Consider the following 17,256-nt stretch of genomic DNA (forward strand, 5'->3'; position numbering starts at 1 on the left):
ATACTCAAGCAGTGTGATTGCGGCTCACCCAGTCAGCGCAACAAGCTTAAACGGGCAGGCTGGGATGACGATTACAGGGCGAAAGTGTTCTTTGGGTGAATTGTGATCAAAGTATGCTCCCGCCCTGACCTCTTGCTGGCAGAACAACATTCCTGATCATGTCGATCCACCAACTCTCGGCTGCTGTCGAAATAACCCACAACCTGCGCTATCTTCGTCATATCAAAAGCACCATGAGATCCAGCAAAAATCCTTATTCAGAGCACGAATGCCGATGCCTGCAGCAAACAACACGGCGTTCAACACCGCACGCTGCCGAGTTCACATCGTCTGCCGGGGTCATTCCAGCCCCAGTCAAGGCCAAGGCCGGTCCTCACCAGATCTGTGCGTCAACTCACTGTTGAGATTCGACGACAAAGCTCGAAGCCAACGCCGCTGTAACTGCTGCAGAAATTTGGCAAACAGGCATTGGGTGGACGTTAAAACGAAAGAGACCAACAGCCGCTCACTGGGCCATTGCCCTAAAACGACGTCATACAGTCCGCCGACACATTGAGCATGCACAAACCAAAAGCCCAAAGGCACATCGGGCCTTTGGGCTTTATTCAATCACCGCACAAACGGCACAGCAGTGCGGAAAGTGCTCTGTCTAGCCACGCCGTTTCAGGCGCTTCATCCCAGACTCGATTGCCGGAGCAAACCTTAGCGTGTCGCCTCGCCTTGGATCTTATCTTCGACCCGCAAACGGTCAAACGACTCGATCTTTTTCAGCAGCGACTCCACCACCTCTGGGTGACTCCGGGCCAGATCATTCTGCTCTGCCACATCCTGACTCAGATCATACAAACGCGGCGCCGTGTATAGCTCCTTGAGTTCATATAGTGGCAGATCCTGCTTACGACGCTTGCGGTCATGGCGCTCAACAAACGCCTGGTCCATCGCATTGCGGTCCGACTCCCACAACAGCTTGTAATTGTTCCAACGCACAGCGTGGCCACGCCCAGAGCGCCAGAACAGCTCCTGACGCGGACTGCCTTGTGCCTGTCCGGTTAGGTACGGCAGCAGATCCGTGCCATCGTAATCCCGATCGTCCGGCATCGCACCACCTGCCGCCGCCACCGCCGTGGGGAAGATATCTAAATTAGAAACGATGCCATCGCCATAGCTCTGTCCGGCATCCAACTTGGCAGGCCATTTAACCGCAAACGGCATCCGCAGCCCGCCTTCGTTGAGCGATGCCTTACCGCCACTGAATTCGCCATTGGGGTGCAAGGTTGAGCCGCCGTTATCATTGGTCAAGATCACCAACGTATTCTCTTCCAGACCCAATTCTCTCAGCTTTTCGGTGATCTTCCCCACCTGAGCATCAAACGAGACGATCATTGCATCGTAAACGATCTGCGCGTCAGCCAAGGATTGTGGATCACCGTGTTCGCCTTTGGGCTTGGGTACCCGTGTCTTGGTAAAGCCCTCCGGCAGGTACTCTGCACTGACCTCGTAGGGTGCGTGGACACTGAACGGGGCAAAGTAGAGGAAAAATGGCTCATCCTTATGTGCGTCAATAAAGGTGGTGGCTTGATCGCCCAACGCATCGGTGATATAGCCCTCGCCCTCTACCGGTTCGCCATTTTCCACCAACCGGTTCCAATTGCTGTAGCTACTGCCGCCCGGAAAGCCAAAGAAATAATCAAAGCCCCGCTGATTCGGCTGATAGTGATCATTGACCCCGAGATGCCACTTACCAAAGGCGCCGGTATTGTAGCCTTGCTCAGCCAAGACCTCTGACAGGAAGATCTCCTTTGTCGAGACCCCATAATCCAGTTTACGGCCCTCTTTATCATTGCCCGTCAGCGTCTCGTAGCCAAAACGAGACTGGTAGCGACCGGTCATCAACGCTGCCCGTGAAGGCGCACTCACCGCGTGGGTGGCGTAGGCTTGCTCGACGAATACCCCGTCCTGGATGAGCTGATCAACATGAGGCGTAACGACATTAGCATTGCCGGTATAGCTGTAGCCCGCGTAGGTCAGATCATCGGTAATGATCACCACAATGTTCGGCTGTGCCGCGTGCGCTAACGGAGCTAAGACTGAGGCAGCGACCGCCACAATTTGAAATGTACAACGCATGAAAAATTCCTAATGGTTGGATTGGCACAAATTCGCCAAGCTGCGTCTTACATACCAACCCAGTGATGCAAGGCCAATAAAACTTGCAGAGGTTTGCACGGTTATTAGAGTCAGCCCTAAATGATGACGACAACCACGGCACAAAGCCACGACAACCCATTGCGACGCCCCGCAGGTGTTGCTTCGCCGAAGCCGCTATGACAGAGGTGCAACGAGCGCCAGGGCAGCGTTCGCCCGATAGAACAAACGAACAGGACTCTTCGCCTATGCATCGCCATCGCCCGGATCGTCTTGTCTATACTCAACTTATATTGCTCAATATATATTGCTCAACCACGGTATCGACCATGAATAAACTCCTGTTAGTGATCCTCGCCATCTTGTTACCCCCTCTGGCGGTCTTCCTGAAAAGTGGCGCCAATAAGCAATTGCTGATCAACGTGGTGCTTTGCCTGTTTTTCTGGGTTCCAGGGATCATTCACGCCCTTTGGGTCGTCACTCAATAAGCAAGAGCCGGCCCAGTCGCATCAGCCAGAAAAAGAAAAGCCCATATCGCAGAGCGATACGGGCTTTGGACTGTTGTTCCGGTCATTGACTGACTCGACAGAGCCTATTCGAAAGCAACGTGCTTGATCACGCCACCTTCGACCTGGAGCCCGCCGAGACTGGCGTGGATCCGGAAGCCATCTCCCTCGATCTCAGGGGTATCGTTTTGCGTCGTGCAGCTATACCCCAGGTTATATTCACCCGCTTCAACGCCATGGAAAGAGAAGTGGCCCAGATTATCGACGCCCTCCGAGGTCACCAGCAGAGCATCGGCCAGCGGACGATTCTGTACCGTCGCACCGGCGCGGCTGTAATACCCCAGCATCTCATGAGCGGCCGTGTTGTGCGGGTAGAGGTACACCGCTTCGACACTACTGCCGCGCTCACGCAAACACTGATCCCGCACTTCAGTCCCCGCCACAGTCCCTAAGATATCGCCGTACTCGCGCTCAACGTGGCGGATCTCTAAGTTCTTGTTACCCAGGAAGCGCCAACCATTGTTCTTGTTGTACTGCAGGCTGTTCTCCAGATCGAACAACACCGCCAGGTTATTGTCCCCGGCCACAATATCAAATCGCTGGCTCACCAGGCGGCCGCTGTCACGCACATCGCTTGGTGGCTTAGCACCGGCACAAGCGCCCTGAGAGGGGGTAGTGAGATGATCAACCACACCGCTGTGCTCAACCACGTGAGAATCGTGACGAACGTTCGGCTCGACGCCGGACTCATATTTCCCGTTGATGTACAGGCACATCTCATAAGTGCCCGGCGACATCGCCAAGCCTTCAAACAGTACATCTGCGCTGCCGCCGTTGGCATCCTTCACTTCCAGCATGCGCAGGTGATCGGGTTGATCTTCGAAATACACATGGTAGGGCTCACACTCACCGGTCTGATCGCAGGTTTCTTCCTCACCGGGCAACGAGGCGATCGGCTTCAAGAAGACATAGTTGAAGGCGATGTTAACCTTTTCCAGATCATCTAGGCACTTGTCATGATGGCAATCCTGACGCATCGGTGCGGCCGCATCATCAACGCTGCGTTGAGCCAGATCCCAACGGTCGATCACCGACAGATTCAGGCTGGTCGGCCCGGGTACCGGTGGCTGAAGATCGCCTCCGCCATTGCTATTGCTGCTGTCAGAGCCACAACCTGAAACCAGGGTTGCGGCCACTACAGTGGCTAGCCATTGCTTTTTCATCGTTACTCCTCATCAAAACGGCAAATGAGAGATCCCTACGTCAAATGCACACGGTCAAAATTCATACCAACAAAGGCGTCACAACAACACCTTTCCTGAACCAGGAGCAGCACAGTAGCAGAAGGCTTACCGCCACCGCATGAGCAATATTCACTTGAGATATTGAGAATGTATTAAATATCAACGACATTCGAACACCATTTCATCGCACATTGTCAGTCAGCAAGTCTGACGAAGGCTCAATGAAATAACTAAGTGTCCGCTTTCTCGAACATTTTTCGTGTTAACCCTGATTGAACAAAAAACACCCTGCAACGCTTGCCCCATGTGCCAAAACAAACCGTCAAATCGCGACCTCACTCACATTGTTATAACGTTAAAAAACAGCAACATCCGATCCCGCCTCTTACTGCCGTACAAAATTCACCCAGCTCGTGGTGAATAAATACGCTCAACGAGCGGGTTGACGCTAAGATCTGACGCCTTTGCGTCACCTACGCGTCCAGAAGCGTACCAAACGTCGCCAAGATCGATGCGTGCCCTTGTTCATTTACGCGTCCACAAACGCCAAATAAACAAAAAGCCCGACAGTGGCCAGCGGCACACACATCGGGCTTGTTATCAATACTGCTCAACAGTTGCTGAGCGCTGGCTCAACAGACCTACTTACGCTCAACTTCACCTTTATAGCGGCCCCAAGCCGCGCCCCCGACCTCGGAGCTGATCTCATTCCAGGTCTTACGCATCTCCTGTGCCCGCTCCGGGAACTGCCGCACCAGATCATTCTCCTCACCAATGTCTTCGGCAATGTTAAACAACATCATGGGATCGCTGGGTCGGCCGCTCTTCATCAACTTCCAGTCACCCTCGCGCAATGCCCAGTGTTGGTTGAAACGCCAGAACAAACGCTCGTGTGGCGACACATCACTGTCACCGCTGAGCACCGGCAAGATGTCTTTGCCATCCAACTCCCAGGTCGGATCTAGCTCGCCCCCAGCCAATTTCACCGTGGTTGGGAACAGATCCAGTGCACTGATCATCACATCCGACTGACTGCCGGCTGGGATCACCCCAGGCAGTTTAGCGACAAACGGCACCCGCAGTGCCCCTTCGAAGGTACTGCCCTTCTGGCCCCGCAGCGGGCCGTTCTCACCGCCATGTTGGAACTTGCCGCCGTTGTCGGAAAACAGTACCACCATGGTATTGTCAGCCAGCCCCTGCTCTTCCAGCGAGTCCAGGATCAAGCCGATGTTGTCGTCCATGCTGGAGATCATCGCCGCCAAGATCTGACGCTTACCCTTGATGTGCTCGTATTCCTTCAACTTCTCCTCAGTCGCCTGCATCGGCGCGTGTGGCGCGGTAAAGGCCACCTGCAGGAAGAACGGCTTATCGGCATTACGCGTAATAAAGTCTACCGCTTCTTGGCCCATGGCATCCGTCAGGTAGCGATCTTCCCGCTCCACCGGCACGCCGTTGCGCTTGAGCATCCCCTTTGAGTTGTCGCCAACCCAGTAGGCCGAGGCCCCGCTGTTAAACGCAAACGTCTCGGCGTAGCCGCGGTTATGTGGCTGATACTTCTCCGCCTTGCCATCGTGGAACTTACCGATCAGACCGGTCTGGTAATCCAACGTCAGCAGGTGTTCCTGGATCATCAATTCATCCAGCGGCGTGCCCATGCCACTGTCACTTACTAAGATCTCATGACCAAACCGATGCTGATATTTGCCCGTATGGAAACCGGCTCGAGACGGGCCGCAAACCGGAGCCGATACGTACGCGGTGCTCATGATCACCCCATCCGCAGCCAAACGGTCCATCTGCGGCGTTAAAACATCTTCCGCTCCGTGGAAGCCAACGTCGCTGTAACCGAGATCGTCGGCGACGATCCAAATGAAATTTACCGCTTCCTGAGTGGCCTGCGCCGGAGCCATCGCCATCATTGCTGCTGCACAGGCTGACATCGTCAAGGTTTTCGCCGTCATCTCTATCCACTTCTTCTTATTGGGAACCGTACCTCGCTCTGGGTACGTTAGTCGCTGAAAAATCTACCACCATTCGCCTTGGGATCTAGCAACTTTGCAAAACCTTGCCCTCGCTCAACAAAGCAAATGTCCTCTTGCATTGCCCTGTCTATTGGCGCGCCATGGGCGCGCTTCATCACACGTCCGTCGCTGCCTAGAAGCACAGCATCTGATTTGAAATTCCAGTCCGAGCCAGAACCCAAAAAGGAAGCCGTGAAGGCTTCCTTGAATTGCAGGGAATAACAGGGGAGTGATAAGCCCCCCATCTTTCTCCATTGGCTGATGAGAACCAATTTAGAACAAGCGGCTGTACTGAATGGAGTAGTAGCTGCCGTCGGTGATGGTGGTGGCGTTGACGGGACCGACAAAACTGGAGTCTTCGATTACGTTAACTTCTTCACCACGGATGAACAGGAAGCCCATATCGATAGCGGAGCTTGCGCTCAGCTTGTAGCTGGCACCAACGGAGTACCAGTTACGATCAGAGTCTGGGAAGGAGATGGTTTCGATTTGGTCAACGACACCCATGTCACGGCCGTAACCGGCACGCAGTGCCAATTTGTCAGACACGTCGTAAGTACCACCAATGCTCAGCATCCAAGAGTCTTTCCAGCCGAACTCTTTCAGGGCGACGTCACCCAGAGCGATACCATCGATACCAACTTCACCACCCGGTGGCAGCATGCCGATGATGTCATTAGCGCTCAGACCTAAGCCAGGAATGTTCGAATTACAGCCGAATGGCAAAGTACAGCGACCACTCAGGTCGGCGCTACCAGACAGGCTGCCGTAACCACCACGCGCGGTCACTTGGTCAAAGGCACTCCACTGGGTCCACTGGGCGGTGTAGTGTACGGCAAAGCGGTCGGTCAACTGGTGGAAACCGGCAAACTGGAACACATCCGGCATCGGCAGCTCCAGCTCATCAAAGTCTGCATTGATCCCCATGTTCAAATTGCTCAGAGCAAACTCGATTGGGATCGCTACAGCTAATGGATTGTCGCTTAAATCGGCAGCTGTGAAGGTGATTTGGCCAATCGGCAGTTGACCTGCCATGTTCATACCGATATCACCAGTGGCAGTAACGGTTGGGCTCACACGGTAGCTCATACCCCAACGGTGGTTTTCATTCAGCTCGAAGGTGGCACCCAGCACGCCGCCAAAGGCGACACCATCGGCATCGGCAACCATAGCGTCGTTCATGCGGGTCAAGGTGCCTTGACCGTAGATGATATCCAGACCGGCACCGAACGACAGGTATTCGTTGACGCGGTAGGAGACACTACCGTTTAAGTTCATGGAGACAACTTCGGTATCGCCAATCAGGTCGTACGGCAACATACCGGTGTCAGCGCCTTTGTACAGGCTGGTGGTGCTGCCCTTGCTGCCAAAGTTGCTGTGGGCGGAAACCCCCACGGCCCACGTGTCATTCAGTGGGTGAATGTAGTGGATGTTAGGGATAAAGCTGCTTTGCGCAGCGTCATCGATGTCATTCAATGAGCCGCCAGCATAGTGGGCGTTGGTGATCCGGGAGTCCATATCCACGAAGGCCAAACCCATAGACAGGGCAGGACGGTCAAACAGTGCCATGGCAGCTGGGTTACGAGCCATAACCGCGGCATTGTCGGCGATGATGGCGTCACCAGCAAAGGCGCGGCCCATGCCGTTGGCAGACTGGGAGTTAAGGCCGAAACCAGCAGCCAATGTCGGCGCACTCATCGCAGTGGCTAGGGCCACTATCAACGCTTTATTTCGTAATTTCATTAGATCTCTCTATCGTATTGTTATTTTTTTGTCGTGCTTTGGTATTTCGAAACAGGCTTAACCTTTAAGCATGGCGCGCTTAAGGCGACGGTCGCTTGGCTTGTCGCCCAGCCACACTTTCATCACCAGCTTGCGAAACTCTTCGCACTCAACGGTGGTCAGCAGTTCGTTGTTCTTGTTAACCACCAGGCCTTGACCAGGGATGCTGAAGAAGGTCAGCTGGTCGCCGTTGTTGGTGGGGGCTTCGAAGTGGGTCATGAACTCTTCGATGGTGGCTTCCATCGCGGAGGTATCACCGCCGGTGGCGGCGTCAAAGCCTTCGTTCATGGCATCAACCAGACGCTCGGAAGTGATCATGCCGGAAGTGATATTGAGGCGGATGGCCATCGGCTTGTCGCCTTCGATCATCGGCTCCGCTTTGTTGCCTTTTTCACTGGTGTACAGGGCAGCAACGTACAGATCCATAAAGAACTTGTTTCGGATCCCAGCGCCATTGAGCACCAGCTCTTGGTCGTTAACTTCGATGCTTTCAGACAGCTTGACGTTGGCCAGCTCCATAGCGGCCAGCGAGAAAGACGAAACGGACAGAGCCGCGGCCAAAAACAGAGATTTGGTCTTCATAATGCCTCACAGAATTAGTGCTTTTGAGAGAGGGAATGCCGGTTTGGGCATTCCCTCTAATGGAGGAGTTACGCGCGTGCCGGTTGGTTTTGCGGCAGTTCGTTAGCGATCGGTGGCTTACCTTCCAAGTTGAAAGGCGGTTCGCCATCTTGCTTGAATTTCTTGAAGTACCAGATAGTGAACGGGATCATCAGAGCCAGGTTAATCACGCCCCACCAGTGCAGCACGTTCTCGTTGTACCAGTTGGTGGAGTCCATAACTGGCGTGAACATGTCGCCCATGGCGCGAGCCAAGATGTGGAAGGCCAAGGTATAAACACGAGCAATGATGTACAGCTCTGGGCGTTTCTTGATTAGCGGGTACAGCTCAGCGGCCATCAGGATACAGAAGGAGCTGGCGAAGAACGCAGGGCTTTCACCGTAAACAAACGCCATGTTCCAAGTGGTGTACAGGAAGTTCCAGGCGGCGGTGGAGTAGAACAGCAGATCCGCATTGGAATCTCGGCTGACCAACCAATATTGACGCTTACCATTTTTATGGCGCGGGAACGGAATCGTAATACACAGCAGGAAGCCCACAACAAAGTTGAAGTAGTTCCCGGTCACCAGATCCTTCAAGGTCGCTTCAGCAATATTGAGGAACAGTACACCGTAGAAGGCCCACAACACCCAGTCGCGGCGGAAATAGGCAAGCACTTTGTTAGGGCTGTTAGGGTACAGCTGCGCCAGACGCGCTGTGCCTACGATCAGAGCGGTCGGCAACAGTACGCTCAGGGTTTTGGCCCAGCGGAACCAACCTTCAACATTGTTAGCCCAAATTGGTGCCGTCAAGAGAGACAGGATCCAGAAGACAAAAGTAGCACGCGGGGTGCGACGCATCCCCTCTACCAGCAACATCAAGAAGACAATGTACGTCGTCATAGACGCAACGTAATGCCAAGTTGGTATATCCATAATATGTAGAACACCCGTTAAGTAAAAAGACATCAAATATAAATTTAACGACAATTAGAGCAATAGCTCTATGTGGAGCTGAGTATATGCGTGACATTTATATTTTGCTTGTGAGCCGGATCAAGTTAGATGCCTTTTAATGAAACTTTGCCTCGCCCTTCACGAATTCAAATCAGACAGGAATAACCCTTTCACTTAACACAGCGCAACGCGTGCGCCACAATAAAAGCAGAACAGTTATTGCGACACTAGAGGTGAACCTCATTCGTTAAGAGAAGGTTATCCGACAAAATAAAACAACGATTAATGTTGATAGTCCACGACCCTCAGTAAATAGAATGTTGCCCACAGGTGCCTTCTTTCAACCCTGCCTCACACCATCCATACTTAAATACGTCATCAATCCCTCAACAAGTAATCACAAAGTTCGACAAGTAGAGCAATTGAGCGGTATTTTATACCATTGAGTAAAAAGTTTACCCGATAGGGATAAATTACCTGTACCTCGTAGCCAAATATCTAAACCTAAGCCACCATTATTGGCCTTAGGTTTGGAAAGTTGATCTCTTTCGCTTTTTATCACCGTTAACTTGTCTATCGTAGAAAAGGTTAGAGTAATTGCACTAACGGCCATTCGATTGGCGAGTCATCATGAAGACAACGCTAACAGGCATGGCTCGTATGGCTTTTAATGATTCTTAGGAAAGCAGCATGAAGATAGTAAGTATGTGCCGGTCATGGTTAATGGTCGCACTGAGTTTAATCACCTTTGGGATGGCGCCAACGGCGTCTGCCAATGAAGCCACCTTGCCAGATATTGGCATTTACCAAGGCTCTTTGGAAAGTACCGGCGCTGGCGGCGGTATGGCCTTACGCTTGGAGTTTGATACTAACGGCACCGTTGTTATTGAACAAAAATACTACGGTCAAGACTTACGTCATGAGCACAATTGGTCTGTCCGTGGCGACCGACTTGTGATCGAACCTGATGCCAACAGCCCAATCACGCTGTTTGATAAAGCCATCATGGTTATCGCAGACGAGAAATTGATTGAAGTAGACATCAACGTTCCGGCTTCCACCTTTGAGCTGGTACCAGAAGATGCGCAGTTTTCTCTGCACAAGTGGAGCGCTTTTGCGGCGTACTCCCACATCTTCTTGACCCTGATCATCCTGATCGCCCTAAACGAGCTCTTCCGTCACTACGCGTGGACCGGCTGGGCCTTCTTCCTGGGCTTTGCTGCTATCGCCACCATCTGGATCTGGCCATACACTGGCATTTCCCATTGGTTTAAGTGGGCTAAGATCTACTCAGTCGTTGGCGCCTCGGTGTTCTTCCTATGCATGCGCTTTACCCCGCTGTGGAAATACAAATGGGCCAAGTTCGGTGCTGCCTCCTTCCTGGCGATCAACATCCTAGAAGCGGTCATGCAAGATTTCTCCATGGGCCACATTCCTAACGTGTTAAACGGCACCGCCGGGATCTTGTCCATCATCACCTGCTACTACGGCTGGAAAGGTATCCACACCGACAACAGCCCGCAGAAAGACATGGTTTGGCCTTTGATGACCGGTCTGTGGATCATCGCCTACGACGTTTGGAACATCGTTTACGTTTACCTGAACTTCCCAACCGGCGCTTCCGCCCACGCAGCAGTGATCTTGGCGGCGACCATCCCGGCGGCGTTCATTAAGAAGGGAACCTGGCTACAGGCCCGCGCCTTTACCTTGGCTGCGTGGTTCATGTACTACTTCTCCTTCCCGCTGTTTTACTCCCAGAACATGTGGATCCTGCCACGCTCTGAGACCTCCTCCATGTTGGTAGCGTCGCTGAGTTTGATCCTGAACATCGCCTGTGTATTCCAGCTGTACTACTTCTATAAGAAAGGGATCCTGACTTTCGGTAAAAGCAAGAAAGCGGTCGAAGCTACCGCCTAATTTCTGAAAAAACGCTCTCTCAATCTCCTCCCCAAGCAAAGTCCCCCACCGGTTCGCCCGGCGGGGGCTTTTTTGCTTACCCTTCTTTTTCCACCTGGCGCGTGAAGAATTTTCAAAACGTTATTTAAAGACTGTCTACGCCTTCATAATCTGGTTATTAAACTTAAAATTAGAGCAATGACTCTACAGAAGGGTGATCCGCCTCCTAACAAATCGAATCGAAAACTTTTATCCTGAAAAACAACAAACGATCTGAAACAAAATTTCACCACGCCACACCGCGTCGTTATGGAGCATTTAAAGTGAAAAGCGAATTTAAAATCCTCGAAATCAAAGAAAGCGTATTCGAGAACAACGATAAACGTGCTGAACTGCTGCGTGACGATCTAAAAAAAGACGGCGTTTTTCTACTGAACCTGATGTCCTCCCCAGGTTCAGGCAAAACCACCACCCTGGTCCAAACCTTAAAAGCCCTTCAAAACGACACCAACGTCGGCATTATGGAAGCGGATATCAGCTCTGATGTCGATGCCCAAACCATTGCTGAAACCGGCGCGAAAGTGATCCAATTGCACACCGGTGGCATGTGCCACCTTGACGCCGACATGACCCGTCAAGGCCTCGAAGGCATGGGCACCGACGGCCTTGATCTGGCCATTCTCGAAAACGTTGGCAACCTGGTCTGCCCGGCGGAGTTTGATACCGGCGCCGTCAAGAATGCCGCGATCCTCAGTGTGCCAGAAGGCGACGATAAGCCGCTTAAATACCCGTTGATCTTCTCCGTGGTTGATGTGCTGTTGATCAACAAAATCGACGTTATGGAGCACTTCGACTTCGATCTCGATGCCGTGATCGAGCGCGTCACCGAGCTGAACCCGAACATCAAGGTGATCCCGATCTCCGCTCGCACCGGTGAAGGCATCGAGCAGTGGGCAAATTGGCTGCGCACTGAAGTGCGAGTGTGGCAAAGCGCGTAAAGAATTTAATCAACGAAATGGAGCCAGCAATGGTTAAAGAGACAGTATTGGACTTTGCCAATAAGATCAGCCGCACCAAGCGGGGATCACGTGGCGGTGTCACTGAAGTGGATCCAGAGTACAAGATCCTCGAGCCAATCATGACCGATGAGATGGCCGAAGCCGGGATGCAACTGAAGCTGCGCGAAAAGATGAGTGCAGCCGATGTCGCGCCCCTGTGCGGCAAATCCGTCGAACGGACCGAAGAGCTGCTATGGGAGCTGGCCGTCGTGGGTGGCGCGTTCGTCAACGAAGTCGAAGGCGTCAACAAGTACTGGCTAGACGTGTGGGTTCCGGGCCACATGGAGATGATCGTCAACAACAAAGAGCTGATCGCCAAATACCCACAGTTGGGCGAAGCGTTTGATGCCTTTGGTAAGAAGCGTGGGCCAATGGCCGCAGGCAACATCCCGGTCGGCTCAGGTCCGATGCGGGTGATCCCGATCGAAACCGCCATCGATGGTGACACCCGCAGTGCCTCCTACGAGGAAGTGTCCAAGTATCTGGCCGATAACGACGTATTCTCCCTGTCTGACTGTGCCTGCCGCGCCTCCCGTGAAGCCATGGGCGAAGGCTGTGGTCACCTGAAGGAGAACATGTGCATTCAGATGGGCCATGCCGCCGAGTACTACATCAAGACCGGCCGTGGCAAGAAGATCACCCGGGAAGAAGCGGTAGAGGTGATCAAACAGGCCGAAGCCAATGGCCTGATGCACAACATCCCCAACTTCGACGGTTCCGGCAAAACCCACGCCATCTGTAACTGCTGTGGCTGTGGCTGTTTCGCCATGCGTCTGGCGACCCAGTGGCAAAACCCGGACATGATCCGCTCCAACTACCAGGTTCGCATCGACGAAGAGAAGTGTGTGGCCTGTGGTGAGTGCGTGGAAGCCTGTCCGACCAACGCCATGCGTCTGGGCAAAAAGCTGTGCGCCAGCACCGATGCGCCAGCTCCCGAGCGTGAATACCCACATGATACCGAATGGGGCGACGATAAGTTTAACCCGGACTACCGCACCAACAAGGCCGTGGTATTCGAAGAGGGCTCTGCCCCGTGTAAGGCCGAGTGTCCCGCCCACATCGGCATTCAGGGCTACATCAAGCTGGCGGCACAAGGCCGCTACCAAGATGCGCTGGCGCTGATCAAAAAGGAAAACCCGTTCCCCGCGGTGTGTGGCCGGATCTGTCCACGTAAGTGTGAGTCTGACTGTACCCGTGGCGACATCGATGAGCCGATCGCCATTGATGAGATCAAGAAGTTCATCGCCCAGCAGGATATGAACGCCGAAACCCGTTACATCCCGACAAAGCGTTGGGATCATGGCAAGCCGATCGCCATCGTTGGCTCCGGCCCGGCGGGTCTGACCTGCGCCTACTTCTTGGCAATGGACGGCTACAAGGTCACCGTGTTTGAGAAGCAGCCTGCCCTGGGTGGCATGCTGACGCTCGGCATTCCATCCTACCGCCTGGAAAAAGACGTGATCAACGCAGAGATCGACGTGCTGCGCGAGATGGGTGTTACCTTCCAAACCGGCGTCGAAGTGGGCAAAGACATCACCTTGGACCAACTGCGCGAGCAAGGCTTTAAAGCCTTCTACGTGGCCATTGGTGCACAGGCTGGCCGCAAGCTGGGCCTGGAAGGCGAAGACGTGGAAGAGGTGAAAACCGGGGTCGACTTCCTGCGCGAAGTGAACCTGGGTAACACCCCTGAGCTGAAGGGCAAAACCCTGGTGATCGGCGGCGGCAACGTGGCCATCGACGTGGCCCGTACCGCCAAGCGAGTCGGCGCCGAAAGCGTAGAGCTGCTGTGTCTGGAAGGACGCGGCCGGATGCCCGCTCACGAAGAGGAAGTCGCGGAAGCGGAAAGCGAAGATGTGCTGATCAGCAACGGCTGGGGCCCGACTCGGATCCTAAGCGAAAACGGCAAACTGACCGGTGTTGAATTCAAAGCCTGTCTGTCCGTACTCGACGCGCAAGGCAAGTTTGCGCCGGTCTTCGACGACGCTCAAGTCAAGGTGATCCCGGCTGATCACCTGCTGATCTCCGTCGGTCAGGCCATCCACTGGGGCGATCTGCTGGCCGGCTCTGACGCCGAGCTAAACGGCAACCAGACCCTAAAAGCCGATGCGCTAACCTTCCAAACGGCACAAGAAGACGTCTTCACCGGTGGCGATGTCTACACCGGCCCACGTTTTGCTATCGATGCCATCGCACAAGGTAAGGAAGGGGCGATCTCCATCCACCGCTTCGTGCAGCATGGTCAAAGCATGGTGATCGGCCGCGTCAAACGCGACTACCGCAGCTTCGACAAGCAGAACCTGTTGCTGCAAGGCTACGACCGGGCACCGCGTCAAGCCACGGCTCACGTGTGTGGCAAACAAGCTCAGAAGTCCTTCCGCGATCTGCGCGGCACCTTCACCGAAGCGCAGATCAAGGCGGAAACCGCCCGCTGTCTGGGTTGTGGCACAGTGAAAGCAGACGAGTTTATGTGTGTCGGCTGTGGTGCCTGTACCACCAAGTGTAAATTTGGTGCCATCAAGCTGGAGCGCGTGTTCGACGCCGACGGTGCCGATCTGAAGACGGTGAAGAAGGTGATCATCAAGCACGCGCTCAAGCGCAAGGTGCGGGTGACCGTCAACAAGCCGTTCAAGAAGATCAAAAAGATAATGCAATCGGATCAAGCCAAGCGCGCCTAAGCCCTTGAGATGATCCCTTTCACTGCCCCGCATCGTGCGGGGCAGTGCAGTCAGGAGAGCCAACCATGCATGAATTGGGTGTGGTGATCGAAGTCGTACGCAATGTGCGCAACGTCGTGAAACAAAATGAGCTATCCGAGGTGGAAAGCATCACCTTACAGATCGGGCAGCTGTGTTCGATGATCCCCAAATACGTCAAAGAGTGTTACCCAGCCGCCGTCGACGGCACGGAGTTGGAGCAGACCGAGCTGAAGATCGAAGTGATCCCGGCCAACGGCCTGTGTCACCAATGCCAGCAGGTGTTCAATGTGCTGGAGCATCGCTCCCGCTGTCCCAGCTGCGACAGTGAAAAGTGGGGACTGCTGTCCGGCAAAGAATTTATGATCAAAGAGATCGCAGCGCGATGATCGCATTGCCCCGATAATGCTCGGTGTGACACCGAGCCTCTTCCCTACCCCAGCTCTCCCCCACGCGGCAATGCCAGCCAGCGCCGTGTAGAACAACAGCACTCAGAACCCCGCGAGGCTGTAAACGCCATTTAACAGTTCATAATTTCCGCGCTACCGAGCTCACACAAACAACATTGCCCAACGCCAGGATCTCGCTTTCTCTTTGACCCCATACCGCGCAGCGGTAATAGTGCCAGAGCCTTGCTCGGGCGCACGGCCCCCCCACCGCCGAGTACAAGCCAAACTAACAGACCCGATCAGAGAACCTGAGATTGCCCCCATCTCTGAACGGACAGAACCGCCGTCATCTCAAACAAGAAGGAAATAATATGACGCTTCCATCCTGGCGACTCGGCACACTGAGCGCCGCCTGTGCTCTGGTCCTCACCGGCTGCAGCCATTCCACCCCTGAACAAACCATGGCGGACGAGCCCCGTCGTCCCAACGTCGTCCTGCTGTTTTCTGATGATCTCGGCTACGCCGATACCGGTTTTCAAGATCAAAGCACCGACGTCGAAACCCCCCATCTAGACAAACTGGCGGCCCTGGGCGCCTCATTCTCTGCCGGTTATGTCACCGGCACCGTTTGTGGCCCCTCCCGTGCAGGTTTGATGACCGGCCGTTATCAGCAACGCTTTGGCTATCAGGATATCGTGACGCCCTACTCCCGCGACGCCGAGGTGCCGGCCGGTCTGGATATCAACACCCCGATCTTCGCCAACTACCTGTTTGATGAAGGCTACCGCACCGGCATGATCGGCAAATGGCATGATGCCGATCCCGCCGAATACTGGCCCCACAACCGCGGCTTCGAAGAGTTCTTCGGCTTCAACAACGGCGCCGCCACCTACTATGTTGGACCGATGAACGAAGCCAAGTTCGACTACAAGCCGGAAGCGGCCATGTACCGTAACGGCAAACTGGAAGGCAACTTCGACGAGTATCTGACCGACAAATTCGGCGATGAGGCGGTCGACTACATCGAACGTCATAAAGAGCAGCCCTTTTTCCTCTACGTGGCCTTTAATGCCATCCACAGCCCGATGGAGCCGCGCCAAATCGACATGGATCGCTTCGCCCACATCGAGGATGAGAACCGCCGCAAAGCCGTGGCCATGAACTACAACATGGACAACAACATCGGCAAGATCGTCGACAAGTTAGAAGCCGAAGGCCTGATGGAAGACACCATCATCTTCTTCCTGTCCGACAACGGCGGCAAACTCAACGACAACTTCTCGCTCAACACCCCCCTGCGCGGCGAAAAAGGCAGCTTCTGGGAAGGCGGCATTCGCATTCCCTTTACCGCCACCTGGAAGGGCACCATCCTGCCGGAGCAGCGGATCGACGAGCCCGTCATCGCTTTGGATATCCTAGCCACCTCCTTGGCGGCCGCAGGCATCGAGCAACAGCCCCATTGGCAACTGGAAGGGGAAAACCTGCTGCCTTTGTTGACCGGTAAGCAGGAGCAACTGGATGACCGTTTCCTGTTCTGGGCCAACTCCCGCGGTTGGGCGCTGCGGGATCGCGACTGGAAGCTGTACAACCAAAACTTCCATAACCAACAAGCGCCGGTGCTGTTCAACCTCAGCGCCGATATGGAAGAGCAACATGAGTTGTCGCAAACCCATCCGGATCAAGCCGCCCGCCTGCTCGCAGCTTACCAAGCCTGGGATGCGGACAATGAGCTGCCGCGCTGGGGCCGCAACCGCACCGAATACCCCCACTACAACGGCCACCTCGACGTCGAGGCGAGAAAGAAGATCCCGCAGGACGTGCTGGATGCCGCGATGGAAGCCAATGAAGTGCGCCGCGCCAAGGCCCGCGCCACCATCGACGCCCTAGTACGCGACTAAGCAAACCAACCGGGGATCGACACAAAGCGGACCCTGACGAGCCAAGATAGAAAAAGACCCAGGCAAAC

The 17,256-nt window shown here is 54.3% G+C and carries 12 protein-coding genes; 6 read left to right on the plus strand and 6 right to left on the minus strand.

Annotation, left to right across the window (positions count from 1 at the left end; translation table 11 throughout):
- Positions 1-702: 702 nt before the first annotated feature.
- Positions 703-2,127: a sulfatase-like hydrolase/transferase gene (locus ABEA08_RS12525; RefSeq protein ID WP_345335666.1), complete on the minus strand. Its 1,425-nt coding sequence runs from the start codon at positions 2,125-2,127 to the stop codon at positions 703-705.
- A 347-nt stretch (positions 2,128-2,474) separates the two neighbouring features.
- Between ABEA08_RS12525 and ABEA08_RS12530 the strand changes: the two genes are divergently transcribed.
- On the plus strand, positions 2,475-2,633 hold the full coding sequence (locus ABEA08_RS12530; protein ID WP_345335667.1) for a YqaE/Pmp3 family membrane protein: 159 nt from the start codon (positions 2,475-2,477) through the stop codon (positions 2,631-2,633).
- Between the two features lie 104 nt (positions 2,634-2,737).
- Here the strand turns inward: ABEA08_RS12530 and ABEA08_RS12535 are convergent, their stop codons facing one another.
- The 5 genes from ABEA08_RS12535 to ABEA08_RS12555 all read right to left on the minus strand — a co-directional run bounded on the left by ABEA08_RS12535 (position 2,738) and on the right by ABEA08_RS12555 (position 9,200).
- Positions 2,738-3,874 carry a hypothetical protein gene (locus ABEA08_RS12535; protein ID WP_345335668.1) on the minus strand — a complete coding sequence of 379 codons (1,137 nt, stop codon included), beginning with the start codon at positions 3,872-3,874 and terminating at the stop codon, positions 2,738-2,740.
- A 662-nt stretch (positions 3,875-4,536) separates the two neighbouring features.
- Positions 4,537-5,856 (minus strand): sulfatase-like hydrolase/transferase, encoded by a 1,320-nt coding sequence (locus ABEA08_RS12540; RefSeq protein WP_345335669.1) that lies wholly within the window; start codon positions 5,854-5,856, stop codon positions 4,537-4,539.
- A gap of 333 nt (positions 5,857-6,189) precedes the next feature.
- Positions 6,190-7,659, minus strand: coding sequence for an OmpP1/FadL family transporter (locus ABEA08_RS12545; RefSeq protein ID WP_345335670.1), 1,470 nt, complete (start codon positions 7,657-7,659; stop codon positions 6,190-6,192).
- Positions 7,660-7,716: 57 nt separating this feature from the next.
- A complete protein-coding gene (locus ABEA08_RS12550) occupies positions 7,717-8,280 on the minus strand; it encodes a chalcone isomerase family protein (protein WP_345335671.1) in 564 nt (187 codons plus the stop codon).
- A gap of 68 nt (positions 8,281-8,348) precedes the next feature.
- Positions 8,349-9,200 (minus strand): hypothetical protein, encoded by an 852-nt coding sequence (locus ABEA08_RS12555; RefSeq protein WP_345335672.1) that lies wholly within the window; start codon positions 9,198-9,200, stop codon positions 8,349-8,351.
- 744 nt (positions 9,201-9,944) lie between these two features.
- Here ABEA08_RS12555 and ABEA08_RS12560 point away from each other — a divergent pair.
- From ABEA08_RS12560 to ABEA08_RS12580, 5 genes are all read left to right on the plus strand, one after another.
- Complete coding sequence (locus ABEA08_RS12560) at positions 9,945-11,171, plus strand: DUF5692 family protein (protein WP_345335673.1); 1,227 nt, start codon at positions 9,945-9,947, stop codon at positions 11,169-11,171.
- Positions 11,172-11,473: 302 nt separating this feature from the next.
- Entirely contained in the window at positions 11,474-12,148 is a 675-nt protein-coding gene (hypB, locus tag ABEA08_RS12565) for a hydrogenase nickel incorporation protein HypB (protein ID WP_345335674.1), read from the plus strand.
- A gap of 29 nt (positions 12,149-12,177) precedes the next feature.
- The gene (locus ABEA08_RS12570) at positions 12,178-14,883 is read left to right on the plus strand and encodes an FAD-dependent oxidoreductase (RefSeq protein ID WP_345335675.1); all 2,706 of its coding nucleotides are present in this window, start codon (positions 12,178-12,180) and stop codon (positions 14,881-14,883) included.
- A gap of 65 nt (positions 14,884-14,948) precedes the next feature.
- Positions 14,949-15,290, plus strand: a complete 342-nt coding sequence (locus tag ABEA08_RS12575; protein ID WP_345335676.1) for a hydrogenase maturation nickel metallochaperone HypA/HybF — start codon at positions 14,949-14,951, stop codon at positions 15,288-15,290.
- A gap of 371 nt (positions 15,291-15,661) precedes the next feature.
- On the plus strand, positions 15,662-17,188 hold the full coding sequence (locus ABEA08_RS12580; protein WP_345335677.1) for a sulfatase-like hydrolase/transferase: 1,527 nt from the start codon (positions 15,662-15,664) through the stop codon (positions 17,186-17,188).
- Positions 17,189-17,256 lie beyond the last annotated feature (68 nt).

It is taken from the genome of Ferrimonas pelagia, from assembly GCF_039543565.1.
Lineage (GTDB): Bacteria > Pseudomonadota > Gammaproteobacteria > Enterobacterales > Shewanellaceae > Ferrimonas > Ferrimonas pelagia.